Raw genomic sequence first — 12,334 nt, forward strand, 5'->3', positions numbered from 1 at the left:
GCCTCAGGCCTTGCTCTGCTCGAGCGTGCCGTGGCCGTTCGGGGTCTTGATCGCGGTGCAGGTGCCCAGCGGCACGAGCTTCCACGCGTTCTTCTGGAAGTCTTTCTTCGCGGTGCCCGCGCAGGTGGTGCCCGGGCCGGCGGCACAGTCGTTCTGACCGGCCTTCGCGACGCCCCAGCACTTTTCCGAGCCTTGCGGCTTGGCGTCGTCGGCATGGGCGACACCCGCCACGAGGGCGGCGACGGCGAAGGCGAACGAGGCGGCGTGACGATGGTTCATGGCGATGTCCTTGAGGTGGGGCCCGGGCCACATGCCCGGGTTCGAGGATTCATTCGTCCCGCCACGGCATCCGGTTACACCGTCATGCCCGCGAAAGCAGAAATTCAGAACCTCGCGGCATGAACATGGAGCGAGGTGTAACCAGGCGCCCCGCGCGCACGAATAACCGCTCATGCACACCCGTCACCTCATCGATGTCCTCGCCAGCGACACGCGCCCCGTGCGCCGGCACGCGGTGGCGACGCGCCTGGCCTGGTCCACGCTGACCGGCATCGGCGTCGCGCTGATCCTGCTGCTCACCTTCGGCGGCATGCGCGGCGATCTTCCCGACGTGCTCGACAACCCCGTGTTCTGGTTGAAGTCGCTCTTCCCCGCCAGCGTGGCCACCGCCGCCTTGGGGTTGGCCGCGCGCCTGGGCCGGCCCGGCGCACGCACGCGGTCGGCCTGGCTGCTGCTGGCGCTGCCCGTGCTCGCGGTGTGGTTCGCGGCGGGCTGGGTGCTGGAGTCGGCGCCCCCTTCGCTGCGCATGCCGCTGCTCTTGGGGCAGACCTGGCGCGTGTGCTGCTTCAACATCCTGGCCCTGTCCGTTCCCACCTTCATCGCCACCTTCTGGGCGGTGCGAGGGCTCGCCCCCACGCGCCTGACGCTGGCGGGCATGGGCGCCGGCATCCTCGCCGGGGCGCAGGCCGTGCTCGTCTACACGCTCTACTGCACAGAAATGGCCGCGCCGTTCTGGGCCACGTGGTACGTGCTGGGCATGGCGCTGCCCACGGTGCTCGGCGCCCTGCTCGGCCCGAGGCTCTTGCGATGGTGAGCGCGGCACGGGTATACCGTGCGCCATGGAGACCCTGGCGATGACGACGCGAACCACGGCATCGGCCGGCGTCTCCGCCGCCGAGATCGAACTGCATGCGCGCTTCGTGGCCGGCCTGCGCGGCGACGCCGCGGAGTATCGCCGCTTCCTCGACGGCCTCACCGGTTTCCTGCGCGCCTACCTGCGCCGCCGCCTGCCGCGCGCGCTCGACGACGTGGAGGACATCCTCCAGGAAACCCTCCTGGCCGTGCACAACGCCCGGCACACCTATCGCGAGGACCAGCCGCTCACGGCGTGGGTCCACGCCATCGCCCGCTACAAGCTCATGGATTTCTTCCGCGCCCACGCCCGCCGCGAGGCCCTGCACGAGCCGATCGACGACGATCCGCGCATCTTCGTCGACGCCGACACCGAGCCCGCCGACGCCCGTCGCGACGTCGGGCGCCTGCTCGAAGGCCTGCCCGACCGTCACCGCGTCCCCATCGAGATGGTGAAGATCCAGGGCCTGTCCGTGGCCGAGACCGCCCAGCGCACCGGCATGTCCGAGTCGGCGGTGAAGGTGGGCGTGCACCGGGGCCTGAAGGCGCTGGCCGCCGCCCTGCGAGGCAGCTTATGAAAACCGACGACCTGATTTCGATGCTCGCCCGCGAGGCACCGGCGGTGGACCGCCGCGTGCCCGCGCGCCGTTACGCCCTCGCCGTGCTCACCGGCGCGGCTGGCGCCGTGCTGCTGATGGCCTGCCTGCTGGGCCTGCGCCCCGACCTCGGCGCCGCCGTGCGCCTGCCCATGTTCTGGTTCCGCCTGGGCTACGCCGCCACCATCGGCGCCGCCGCGCTGTGGCTGGTCATCCGGCTCGCGCGTCCGGGCGCCACGGTCGGCTCGCGCTGGGCGGCGGTGGCGGCGCCGATCGCCGCGGCCTGGGCCGCCGCCGCGGCCATCCTCGCGCGCACGGCCGCCGACGAGCGCGTGGCGGCCTGGCTGGGGCATACCTGGAAGGTCTGTCCCGTCCTCATCGGCATCCTCTCGATACCGGCCTTCGTCGCCATGATGTGGGCGGTGCGCGGCATGGCCCCGACCCGGCCCCGGCTGGCCGGTGCCGCCACCGGCCTGTTCGCGGGGGCCACGGCCACGGTCGCCTACTGCCTGCACTGCCCCGAGATGGCTCCGCCGTTCTGGGCGTTCTGGTACCTGGTGGGCATGCTCGTCCCGGCGACCGTCGGCGCGCTCGCCGGCCGCCGCCTGCTGCGCTGGTAAGTCGCCTGGCTACCCCATCAATCCCGGCGCCAAATCGGCAAACGTGAATGCGGCCCCCTAAAGCCCGATGGCGGCGAGGCCGATGAACCTTCAGACTATAGGCGTCGTCGTATTCGGGCCGCTCCCGCGTCCGCCGGCGCAGTAGGCCGGCCGTCGGGCACCCCTCGACGACCGCCCCTGTTTGGACCGCTGTTCAGGACGAGGGCGCCACGTGATCGCAAAATTCAAGGATCCGTCCATCTGGGGACCCCACCTCGCGGTGGCGGCTGCCTATGCCGCTTGCTATGAGGTGGTGCGGTATTTCTCATTTACCCATTGGATGATCACGGCAGGCCTTCGCCTGGGTTGCCTCTTGCTCGTACAGCGACGCTTCTGGCCGGCGCTCGTTCTCGGCGAATTTTTGCCCATCGCAGAAAAGATTTTCTTGGGAGGCGCCCCATTCGGCGCGGCCTGGGCATCGATCGCCACGATTCCCCCGATCCTCCTGTGCGCCCCGGTTTTCGCGCTGCTGCATAAGCATATGCCGCTCATTCGCGAAGACGGCCGAGCGAACATGGTCATGATCCTCACCGCCGCCCTCGTATGCGCAGGAGCCACCACTGGTATTGGCTCCATGGCGCTATCGGTGATCGTGATGCCGGATGGCAGCACGCCTCCTCCGGTCTCCGTGCCGATCGTGCTGGCGTGGCTGCTCGGCAATTACCTTGGAGCGCTTACGATCGTTCCCACCGTGCTTGCGTTGCGAGAGCGCATCATGCGCATCGATGGACCACTCACGTGGGCTCACGTGTGGCATAGCCCACTGCTCAGGGAAATTCTTTGCGTAGAGGGCCCCATCCTGATCGCCTTGCTCGCGGCCGTGCATTTCATTGGCGGTAACACGACCCCCTACATGCGCATGGCGATGGTGATTCCAGTCGTCGTTCTGGCGGTAAGGCATGGCTGGCACGGTGCGGCCATCGGCGGGATGCTGGCCAGCGTAGCACTTGCGGAGAGCGCCATCGCCACCCGTGATCCATCTATGATCCCGGCCCAGGTCACGCTTGCCTTCGCCATTTCCACATCGCTTCTGCTCGGACTGCGAGTAACGGAACGCCGTGCCGTAGCCAAGCAAGCCGATGCACGGATCAACCCCGTAACGCGTTGATCCGCGCATCTCCCTCACGCTTTTATCAGCGGAAGGCTCCCGTGCATTCGACCGGATTTTGAGCGCAATTCACTGGGGCGGCCATCAGGCGCATCGTGCCGTCCGGTTGCGGTGCCGCAAACACCTTGATGTTGTTTCCCTGATACACCGTCTCACCCGTCGTGCTCGCAGGCGCGGGCATCGGCTCATCAGGCGTGGCGAGTTCGGCCGTACCGATCGGCAAGCCGACGAGGCTATATGGCGTGCGGGCAAACGCACCACGCACGTTACCGTTGGCATCGTTCACCTGGATATAACGGGTATTGCCACGCTCGAACACGTAGACGTGGTAGTTCGGGCTCGAGCTGACGTCCGTGGCATTCGGCCAGGACTGCCCCAGGCCGCTGACGGCGGCCTGCTGCGCGTGGGCGGAGAACGGGACGGCGATCAGGGAGGCGAGAAGAAGGACGGAAAGGGTACGCATTGGGAGTTCTCCTGGAACGATGGGAGGGATGGCCGACGCTGGACATCGGCACGAGAACACCAGCCCGCCCTTGCAAAAGAGCGGCTGGTATAAGCACTTTCCTGCAACTGCACCTCAGTTTTGGAGGTGGTGCCGATTACGCGCATGTTTCAGGTCAAATGAAAGCACCCGAAAACGGCCGAAATCCGCCCTCGTGCAGGCGGGGCAAGCATATGTTCGGCGGGTGTCGCGGCCTGAGACCGAACGGGAAAGGTTAGTCGCGGCTGGATAAACGCTTCCCGACCGGTCATCGGGTCACGTCCTAGGACACCTGCCGGTAAGCTGAGTCCGGCGCCGGAACGACCGGCGCCCTCCCCGGTGACCGGGCCGAATCCACATACACCTTGCCCGTGTCGTCGAAGCGTCCCTACCGGAGGGTGGGAGCCGATCGCATCGGCGAAAGGCGCACGCCACGAAGCGTGGCATGCCCGCACCATCGGCGCCCCCATGAGTAACTTCGGCGTAAAAAAAGCCCTTCCGGCGAACCGGAAGGGCTCTCGATGTACCGACACACGTCAACCCGGTGACGGGGCGGCCCCATGGAAGGACCTCGGCACCCCCATCCTCGATCGCGAGACACGTCATTCGATGTCAGATCGATGAAAGGTCACCAGACCTTCCGGAGATAATTTCCGAATTATCTTAAGAGACGTGACGTCATCGGCGATGCCGTCACTGCATGGTGGCGATCCCGGCCCGCAAGGCATAGCGGGTCAGCTCGGCGATGCCCTCCACGCCCAGCTTGGACTGGATGTGTTCCCGGTGCGTACCCACCGTCTTCATGCTGATGTGCAGGCGATCGGCGATCTTCCTCGTGCTGAGGCCCTCGGCGTAGAGCTGGAGCACCTCCCGCTCGCGCGGTGTCAGCACCGATTCGTCGCCCTTGCCGCCGCGGCAGAAGGCCTCCACGAGCACGTGGGCCAGCTCGGGGCTGACGTGGTATCGCGCCGCCAGCACGCTGTCGATGCCCTCCACGAGGTGGTCGAAGGCGCAGCGCTTCAGTACATAACCATGGGCGCCGGCGTCGAAGGCCGCGCGCACGCTGGAACGATCGCCGTTCTCGGACAGGCACAGCATGCGCGTGGCCGAGCAGCGCGCGGCGACCCGGCGGGCCATCTCGAAACCGCCCATGCCGGGCATCGCGTCATTGAACACCATGAGATCGGGCCGATGGTCCAGACACAGGCGGAGGCCTTCCCTGCCGTCACCCGTGCTGCCCACCACCTCGAAGCGATCGTTGGCCGCCAGCAGCGCCGCCAATCCTTCCCGCATGATCCTTTGCTCATCCGCGAGCACCACTCTTACGGGCCGGGAAGCGCCCATCCGCCCGATCTCGGGCGCCTCGCGACGCGGCTGTGACAGAATGCGCTCCACAGGACGGCCGTCCAGGTAACTTCCTTGCATTTACCTACTCCGGTTTAAGACTTCGCCTACCGTCGCAGATGACGCCAGCCGAAGTCCTTCCCGGAAGCTTACGGCCCGGAAATCGATTTCAGTTCAGGCACACCCAGCAAGATGTCGATGCACGGCGGAGACCGCCCCCACCACGCCCTTAGGCCATTCACCGTCGGCGAATGGCACGTTTTCCCGATGCACCGGCGCATCGAGCGTTCGAACGAACGGCGAACGCTGGAGCCGCGCCATGTCGACGTACTGGCGTACCTGGCCTCGCACGCGGACGAAGTGATCGGAGTGGAACGCCTCCTCCAGGCATGCTGGGGAAACGTCTTCCACGGCGACAACCCCGTGCACAAGACCATCGCGATGCTGCGCAAGGCACTGGGCGACGATGCGCGTTCGCCGCGCTATATCGCCACGGTACGCAAGCGAGGCTATCAGTTGATCGCGCAGGTGGGCCAGGCCGCGCCCCCCGCACAGATCATCCCGAATCCGATGCGCATGCCATATCGCGGGCACCTCCCTTACGGCGTGGACGACGCGGGCGTTTTCTTCGGTCGCGCGCGCGCCACGGCCGAACTGCGTGACACCCTGTTCGATAGCTGTGCCCGTGGTCGCCGCGTCGTCGTGGTGCATGGCGCCAGCGGCTGCGGCAAGACGTCGCTCGTCCACGCCGGCCTGCTCGCCTCGCTGTCCACACCGTCGGCGCGCCACGAATTTCCACTCGCTTCATGGATGCAGGTCGCGCCGCACAGCGGCGGCGACGTGCAAGGCGTGCTCGCGGCCACGCCGCCGCACGAACGCGTCATCCTCGTCGCCGACGGCATCGAACGCATGCATCCTTCGACGGCACCGATGCTCGACCGCTTCGTGGCCGATCCACGCGTCATGATCGTGGCCACGTGCCGCCACACCGAACTGGCGACGATGCGGCGCCACCCCTCGTGGGCCGCCCTCATGCGTGGCAGTGCGGATTACGCCGTGTCCGCGCCGAGCGCGGGGGAGATCGCCTCGATCATCCGCGACCCCGCGCGATCATGCGGGCTGCGCTTCGGCCGCGATCCGGTCGACGCCCGCCAGCTCGACGACGTATTGCTGCATGACGCGTGGAAGCATGCCGGATCCCTTCCCGCGCTCCAGTACCTGCTTCGCCGGCTTTGCGAAGCGCGCGACCACCTCGGCGTCATGCCGTTCGAGGCATATCGCGCCATCGGCGGCATCGACGGCGCGCTGGCGCGCGATGCCGCACGGCGGTTGCTGGAAAGCGGATCCACGCGGGGCGGCGTGCTGCCGCGGTTGCTGCGCCGCCTGGTGTGGACGGCCACCGACGGCGTGTTCCGCTCGCAACCGGTACCTTACAACACGCTCGACGATGAGGAACTCGCCCTGGCCGACGAGCTCGTCGAATCGCGCCTGCTCGCCAGCCAGTTGATCGACGGACGTGCATGCATCACCGCACCGCGTCCGTCGGCCACCGTGCTGTTGGCCGACGCGTTGCCTTCCTGACGGTGGACGACGCGACCTATTCCGCCCGATTCTCGCGCACATGCGGCAAAGGAAGCAGGCGCTTGTCGAGTTTCGCGGCCACGCCGACGCTTCGTCCGGCGAGGTTCGCCACGTCGTAGTGGATCGCGCTGCCCATCACCTGCGCCGCCTGCGACAGGGTCATGCCGTAGTCGTTGCGTAGCCATTGGATCATGCCCGTGCTGGCCGCCTTCAAGGCATCGTCCAGCGACCCTGCCTGACCGAGCACCATGATGCGTTCGGGCGATTCGACGCGCGGCATCGATATGGGACGACCATGGATGAGATCCACCGTGACGGTGACGTCCATCGACGTTTCCAGCGCGTACTGGCTGGTTTCGCCGTCGCCCTGGAGGGCATGCGCGTCGCCGACATACAGCAGCGCGCCGGGTTGCTGCACCGGGAGATAAACGGTGTTGCCTTCGATCACCTCGTTGAAATCCATGTTGCCGCCGAAACGGCTCGTATCGCCCGTCGAGATGGGCGGCATCCCGAATCCCGGTGCGACGGCCAGGCCGCCGAGCATCGGTTTGACCGGCACCACGTAATCGCGCAATGCGCCCGAAGCGTTCTCCGGGCGTGCAAGCCCCTTCTCGCGATCGAGGATCCAGCGAACGGGTTTCCCCAGGTGCCCGGCGTCGGGGACCAACGATGCACCGAGCGCGCGACCGACGATGGTGTCGAGGCTGTCGGCATAGTCGCGATCGAGGCGCAGGCGGCGGATGTGCACGACCAGCGTGTCGCCGGGAACGGCGCCCGCGACGAAGAACGGGCCGGTCTGCGGATTGCCGAACAGGGCTCGCGTCACTCCCGTGGCGTCCACGCCTCCCGAGTCGAGCGTGGTGGTATGGATGGTGTCGCCCGGCCAGACGACGAGCACGGGTTTCCGATCGGCGTCCCACGTATTGGAGTAGCTGTCGGGCCGGTAGTCCCACAGGCGGGGCCCACCCGTCCTCTCGGGGAGTTTCCAACCCGTCACCGCATGCGTCACCCGACGGTTGCCGTCATTGGGGTCAGGAAGGTCGGCCGTGCCGGTCACGTCGTCCTTCGTTCGACGAAGCCGGTATCGCGAGACCCGGCCTTGCCCGTCGGTGCTGTCGAACACCAGTTCGCGACCGTCGGCCTTGCCGGTGATGGCATCGCCGTCGAGGCTGCCTTCGAGCCGGACCTTGTCCGGGTGCGCGATCAAGGTGGAGAACGCTGGGGAGTGCCACAAATCGGTGCGGAGAATCCACGTATCGCCGGCGTGGCTCGTGGCTGAGAGGATCACCACGGCAAGGGCCAGAACGGGTCGGATAGCTGGAACCACGGTCGCTCCTCCAGATTGACTACATTTGTAGTCAAGACTACATGTGTAGTCACGAGAGGGGAAGTGACCTATGGACTACGTCGTCATGGCCTGTCCTGGCGCACTGCTCACAGCAGAAGAAGCGCGACGTACGCGGAGGATCAGGTCACCGGGACGCGGCTGCCGTGAACGAGCCGTCGGGATACTGGTCGACGATGAACTCGACGAATGCCCTGACTTTCGGACTCTGCAGGCGACGCGAGGTATGCAACACCCAGAGTTCGACTTCGCTGCCTACGCTCCCCCACGTCACCACCGTCCCACGCTCGATGGCACTCCCCAGGATGGATTGCGGCAGGAGCGCCACGCCCGCGCCGGCGGCGACGGCATCGCGCACCATCAAGAGCGACGAGAGGCGGAGCACCGGCTGCGGAAACACGGTGAGTCCGCCCCCGCGAGCCGTCCAGACATCACCGTCCCGGTAGGTGCTCATCACGACGGCGGGTACGGTAACAGGGCCCTCGCCGTGCTCCCTGGGTATCGGAATCGAGGGCGGCGCCGCCAGCACGAGACGGTCCCTGGCGAAGCATCGTCCCACGAGGTTGCTGTCGTCCTGCGGGTTGATGCGAATGGCGATGTCGAAGTGCTCCTCGACCAGATCGACGAAACGATCTTCCGAGATGGTCTCGACCTGGACCTCGGGATACGACGCCACGAACCGGGCGACGAGCGCACCCAAGGCCACCTGGGAGAAGAGTTGCGGAGCGGCGATGCGCAATCGGCCCCGCGGCGCCCCCATGCCGTCCCGCGCGGCGGCGAACGCTTCACCGACCTCGCGAAGGGGGCCTTCGGTCCGGCTCAGGAGCGCCTGCCCGGCCTCCGTCAGCGCGAGGCGCTGGCTCCCTCGCTCCACCAGGCGAACGCCCAGCGCCTCCTCGAGATCCGCGACCCGGCGCGACAGCGTCGCCTTGGACCGGCCGGTTGCCCGGCTGGCCTTGCCAAAGCCGCCGTGGGTCGCCACCAGCTGAAAATCCTCGAGAGCGCTCAGATCCATACCGTCTCATTTTTGATACGAGGTATCTCCATTCTACGATCTGTGTTTCTCCCATGGCACTACCTATCGTAGTGGACACCTCACTCATACCTTTCGGGAGACACACCATGACCATCCTCGTTACCGGCGCCACCGGCACCGTTGGCCGCGAAGTCGTCCATCAGCTCGTCAAGCGCGGCGCCGACGTCAGGGCGCTCGTTCGCGATCCTTCCAAGGCCAGGCTGCCCGAGGGCGTGGCGATCGCCCAAGGCGACCTGCTCGACGTCGATTCCCTCCGCAACGCCTTCACGGGCGTATCCACGCTGTTCCTGTTGAACGCGGTCACCTCCGACGAGTTCACGCAGGCCCTCGTCGCGCTCAACGTGGCGCGCGAGTCGGGCATCGAGCGCATCGTGTACCTGTCGGTGATCCACAGCGACGTCTACGTCAACGTGCCCCATTTCGCCGTCAAGTTCACGGTGGAGCGCATGATCGAAACCATGGGGATCCACGCGACCATCCTTCGCCCGGCGTACTTCTTCGACAACGATCGCTCCATCAAGGACGTGATCATCGAGCACGGCATCTACCCCATGCCGATCGGCGGCAAGGGGCTCGCGATGATCGATGCACGCGACCTCGGCGAGATCGCCGCCATCGAACTGCAGCGCCGCGAGCAGGCCGACACGCCGCTTCCGCTGGAACGGTTCCATGTCGTGGGGCCGGAGACGTTGACCGGTCAAGACATCGCCGGCATCTGGTCCGACGTGCTCGGCCGTCCGGTGGCGTATCCCGGCGAAGACCCGGCGGGATTCGAAGCCAACCTGCGACAGCACATGCCCGGCTGGACCGCCTTCGACATGCGCCTGATGAGCGAACGCTTCATCAGCGACGGCATGCTGCCCGTACCCGGCGATGTCGAGCGCCTGACGACCATGCTGGGACGCCCGCTCCGGTCGTACCGCGACTTCGCACGCGAGGTGGTTCAAGCCGGCTGAGGGAACGTGGGCGCGAGGTCTCGCGGAGCAAGGCCTCGCACCCACGTTCCGGTGACGCCGTTTTACTTATGCGCGGCGATGATCTCGCTGAGGTAGTCCGGCGTGCCCTCGACGCGTACGAGGTGCGGGTACTGTAAGCCGTCGTGGTAATCCACCGGTACCGTGCGATAGCCACCCTGGTATTTGAGTAGCAGCACGATGGGCGATTGCCCGCCCTTGGCGGCGGCGATCTCGTTCTTCAGCACGTCTTTCGAATACGCCTTGCCGTTTACCGCGACCAGGGTCGCGCCGGTGCTGACACCGGCCTTGAAGGCGGGACCATCCCAGCGCACGTCGTTGACCTCACCCTCGTCGTTCATCGTCAGGCCGATCGACCAGGCGAAGTTGTACAGATGCCGGGATGGCTCATGGCGGCTGTTGTATTGCTTTTCGTATGCGCTTTCCTGATCGGTGTAGACCAGCTTCCAGCCGGTGGCCGCGATGCCATCGAGCAGCGGCGGGTTGACCGTCGCGACATGCGCGCGCAGGAAGGTGGCCCAATCGTACGGGGCCACGCCGTTCAAGGTGGCCACCACCTCGTCGAAGGTGTAGGTCCTGGGCACATAGCTGCCGTCGTCGACACCGAAGAACGCATGCGCGAAATCGTCGAGCGATTTCCTGTCGTGCGTGAGGCCGCGCAGTTTGGCGTCCACTTCCAGCCACATCATCTGGCCTGCGCTGTAATACTCCTCGCTCATCTGCCAGCTGCGATACGGCAGTGCCGTCCGGTGGGCGGCCGTCGGATCGTTGGTGGTGTCCTCGAGCGTACGCCACTGGAACCCGACGCGATTGCGATCGTAGTTGGCGGCCGTCATGGCCAGGGCATCGCGGAACTGCTGCGGCGACCAGATGCCCGAGCGCGCGGTCAGCACGAATCCCCAGTACTGGGTCTGCCCTTCGTACACCCAGAGCAGCGAATCGCCCATGGGCACGTTGAAATTGGGCGTCCAAAGATCGGCGGGGCGGCGGAATTTGCCGTTCCACGAATGCACGTATTCGTGAGCCAGCAGGTCGCGCTCGGGCGCCGCCTCGTTCCAGGCGGTGAAGTAATCCGAACCCAGGCCGTCCTCGCTGGATTGATGATGTTCCGTGCCGTTGCCACCCAACTGGTCCGACAGGGAGAACAGGAAGTCGTAGTGATCGTAGTGATGTGAACCGAACAGTTTCACCGCTTGCGTGACCAGCGCGCGATGCACCTTGACCTGCTCGGGCGTCATCTCCAGGTCGCCGGGCTTGTCGCCGAAGACATCCAGGTGCACCGGTGCCTTGTCACCCGGATTCAAGTCGACGCGCTTGAAGTAGCGGCCCGCGTACACGGGGGAATCGACGAGATTGTCGAACGTCACCGGCTTGAAAGTGGTGGTATCGCCGGACGGTGAAGCCGTTTCCAGGGCCGTGCCGAACTGCCAGCCATGCGGCAGCGTCATGCTGGGCACGAACGTGATGCCCCGCGTGAAATAGCCGGCTGGGTACAGGGCGACCTTGCTCCACTCCATGTCCATCATGCGATCGGTGATCTCGAAGCCGCCGTCGCGCGGCGAGAGGTACTGAAACTCGGCGTCGATCGCCGATACATCCGTGGGCACATCGAGATGGAAGGCGTACACGTTGTACGTGTCGCGTTTCCACGCCAACGGCTTGCCATTCGCCGTGAGCTTGAGTCCGGCGAGCATCGCGATCGGGCCGGACGGCGAATGGTCACCGGGTATCCACTGGGGATACAGAAGCGTCAGCTCGCCTGCCTTGACCGGTATCGTTTCATGGACGCGAAAAATGCCTTGGGCCGTATCGCTGGCATCGACATGAAGCTTGATCTGCCCCGTGTAAGGCACATCCCGCGGTGGCGGCACCGCGTCGTTGCCGATCTGCTCGGCAACGGCGGAACCTGCCGCCGTGCCTGTGATCAAGGCCAAACCAAGCAAGAATTTACGATGGGCGGCAAGCGACGCAATGCGACGAACGTGGGACATGGCGGTATCCGGCGATGGGACGATAAGCGCGCAACTTACCATCACCCCCATCGCCGGGAGAAACGATCGCGCCGAGTGCCCCCAACCG

12 protein-coding genes are annotated in these 12,334 nt (G+C 66.1%); 6 read left to right on the forward strand and 6 right to left on the reverse strand.

The annotated features are described in order from the left end of the window. Positions 1 to 3 precede the first annotated feature (3 nt). Complete coding sequence (locus tag JNG39_RS17665; protein WP_144916250.1) at positions 4 to 279, reverse strand: DUF2282 domain-containing protein; 276 nt, start codon at positions 277 to 279, stop codon at positions 4 to 6. 172 nt (positions 280 to 451) lie between these two features. Between JNG39_RS17665 and JNG39_RS17670 the strand changes: the two genes are divergently transcribed. From JNG39_RS17670 to JNG39_RS17685, 4 genes are all read left to right on the forward strand, one after another. Further along, the gene (locus JNG39_RS17670; RefSeq protein ID WP_368313301.1) at positions 452 to 1,093 is read left to right on the forward strand and encodes a DUF1109 domain-containing protein; all 642 of its coding nucleotides are present in this window, start codon (positions 452 to 454) and stop codon (positions 1,091 to 1,093) included. Positions 1,094 to 1,133: 40 nt separating this feature from the next. Beyond that, on the forward strand, positions 1,134 to 1,709 hold the full coding sequence (locus JNG39_RS17675) for a sigma-70 family RNA polymerase sigma factor (RefSeq protein WP_368313302.1): 576 nt from the start codon (positions 1,134 to 1,136) through the stop codon (positions 1,707 to 1,709). Then, positions 1,706 to 2,347 (forward strand): NrsF family protein, encoded by a 642-nt coding sequence (locus JNG39_RS17680; protein WP_368313304.1) that lies wholly within the window; start codon positions 1,706 to 1,708, stop codon positions 2,345 to 2,347. Before JNG39_RS17675 ends, JNG39_RS17680 begins: the two co-directional genes overlap by 4 nt. 211 nt (positions 2,348 to 2,558) lie before the next feature. Continuing rightward, a complete protein-coding gene (locus JNG39_RS17685; RefSeq protein ID WP_368313306.1) occupies positions 2,559 to 3,494 on the forward strand; it encodes an MASE1 domain-containing protein in 936 nt (311 codons plus the stop codon). A 25-nt stretch (positions 3,495 to 3,519) separates the two neighbouring features. Here JNG39_RS17685 and JNG39_RS17690 read toward each other — a convergent pair whose 3' ends face one another. Next, positions 3,520 to 3,957: a hypothetical protein gene (locus JNG39_RS17690; RefSeq protein ID WP_368313308.1), complete on the reverse strand. Its 438-nt coding sequence runs from the start codon at positions 3,955 to 3,957 to the stop codon at positions 3,520 to 3,522. A 711-nt stretch (positions 3,958 to 4,668) separates the two neighbouring features. Continuing rightward, positions 4,669 to 5,400, reverse strand: coding sequence for a LuxR C-terminal-related transcriptional regulator (locus tag JNG39_RS17695; RefSeq protein WP_368313309.1), 732 nt, complete (start codon positions 5,398 to 5,400; stop codon positions 4,669 to 4,671). A gap of 186 nt (positions 5,401 to 5,586) precedes the next feature. Between JNG39_RS17695 and JNG39_RS17700 the strand changes: the two genes are divergently transcribed. Next, the gene (locus JNG39_RS17700) at positions 5,587 to 6,900 is read left to right on the forward strand and encodes a winged helix-turn-helix domain-containing protein (RefSeq protein ID WP_368313311.1); all 1,314 of its coding nucleotides are present in this window, start codon (positions 5,587 to 5,589) and stop codon (positions 6,898 to 6,900) included. Positions 6,901 to 6,916: 16 nt separating this feature from the next. Here the strand turns inward: JNG39_RS17700 and JNG39_RS17705 are convergent, their stop codons facing one another. Both JNG39_RS17705 and JNG39_RS17710 read right to left on the reverse strand, forming a co-directional pair. Then, positions 6,917 to 8,227, reverse strand: a complete 1,311-nt coding sequence (locus JNG39_RS17705) for an acetamidase/formamidase family protein (RefSeq protein WP_368313313.1) — start codon at positions 8,225 to 8,227, stop codon at positions 6,917 to 6,919. Positions 8,228 to 8,372: 145 nt separating this feature from the next. Further along, positions 8,373 to 9,260, reverse strand: coding sequence for a LysR family transcriptional regulator (locus JNG39_RS17710; protein ID WP_368313314.1), 888 nt, complete (start codon positions 9,258 to 9,260; stop codon positions 8,373 to 8,375). A gap of 107 nt (positions 9,261 to 9,367) precedes the next feature. On the opposite strand from JNG39_RS17710, the gene JNG39_RS17715 reads away from it, so the two are divergent. Continuing rightward, the gene (locus tag JNG39_RS17715; RefSeq protein WP_368313315.1) at positions 9,368 to 10,237 is read left to right on the forward strand and encodes an NmrA/HSCARG family protein; all 870 of its coding nucleotides are present in this window, start codon (positions 9,368 to 9,370) and stop codon (positions 10,235 to 10,237) included. 62 nt (positions 10,238 to 10,299) lie between these two features. Here JNG39_RS17715 and JNG39_RS17720 read toward each other — a convergent pair whose 3' ends face one another. Beyond that, positions 10,300 to 12,246 carry a M61 family metallopeptidase gene (locus JNG39_RS17720; RefSeq protein WP_368313316.1) on the reverse strand — a complete coding sequence of 649 codons (1,947 nt, stop codon included), beginning with the start codon at positions 12,244 to 12,246 and terminating at the stop codon, positions 10,300 to 10,302. Positions 12,247 to 12,334: the final 88 nt, after the last annotated feature.

Source organism: Luteibacter sp. CQ10 (assembly GCF_040900725.1).
Taxonomy (GTDB): Bacteria; Pseudomonadota; Gammaproteobacteria; order Xanthomonadales; family Rhodanobacteraceae; genus Luteibacter.

Excerpts from the sequence above, each read along its gene's own strand:
- JNG39_RS17665 (WP_144916250.1), bottom strand. The coding sequence starts at position 279 with ATGAACCATCGTCACGCCGCCTCGTTCGCCTTCGCCGTCGCCGCCCTC.
- JNG39_RS17670 (WP_368313301.1), top strand. The coding sequence starts at position 452 with ATGCACACCCGTCACCTCATCGATGTCCTCGCCAGCGACACGCGCCCC.
- JNG39_RS17675 (WP_368313302.1), top strand. The coding sequence starts at position 1,134 with ATGACGACGCGAACCACGGCATCGGCCGGCGTCTCCGCCGCCGAGATC.
- JNG39_RS17680 (WP_368313304.1), top strand. The coding sequence starts at position 1,706 with ATGAAAACCGACGACCTGATTTCGATGCTCGCCCGCGAGGCACCGGCG.
- JNG39_RS17690 (WP_368313308.1), bottom strand. The coding sequence starts at position 3,957 with ATGCGTACCCTTTCCGTCCTTCTTCTCGCCTCCCTGATCGCCGTCCCG.
- JNG39_RS17695 (WP_368313309.1), bottom strand. The coding sequence starts at position 5,400 with ATGCAAGGAAGTTACCTGGACGGCCGTCCTGTGGAGCGCATTCTGTCA.
- JNG39_RS17700 (WP_368313311.1), top strand. The coding sequence starts at position 5,587 with ATGCACCGGCGCATCGAGCGTTCGAACGAACGGCGAACGCTGGAGCCG.
- JNG39_RS17710 (WP_368313314.1), bottom strand. The coding sequence starts at position 9,260 with ATGGATCTGAGCGCTCTCGAGGATTTTCAGCTGGTGGCGACCCACGGC.
- JNG39_RS17715 (WP_368313315.1), top strand. The coding sequence starts at position 9,368 with ATGACCATCCTCGTTACCGGCGCCACCGGCACCGTTGGCCGCGAAGTC.
- JNG39_RS17720 (WP_368313316.1), bottom strand. The coding sequence starts at position 12,246 with ATGTCCCACGTTCGTCGCATTGCGTCGCTTGCCGCCCATCGTAAATTC.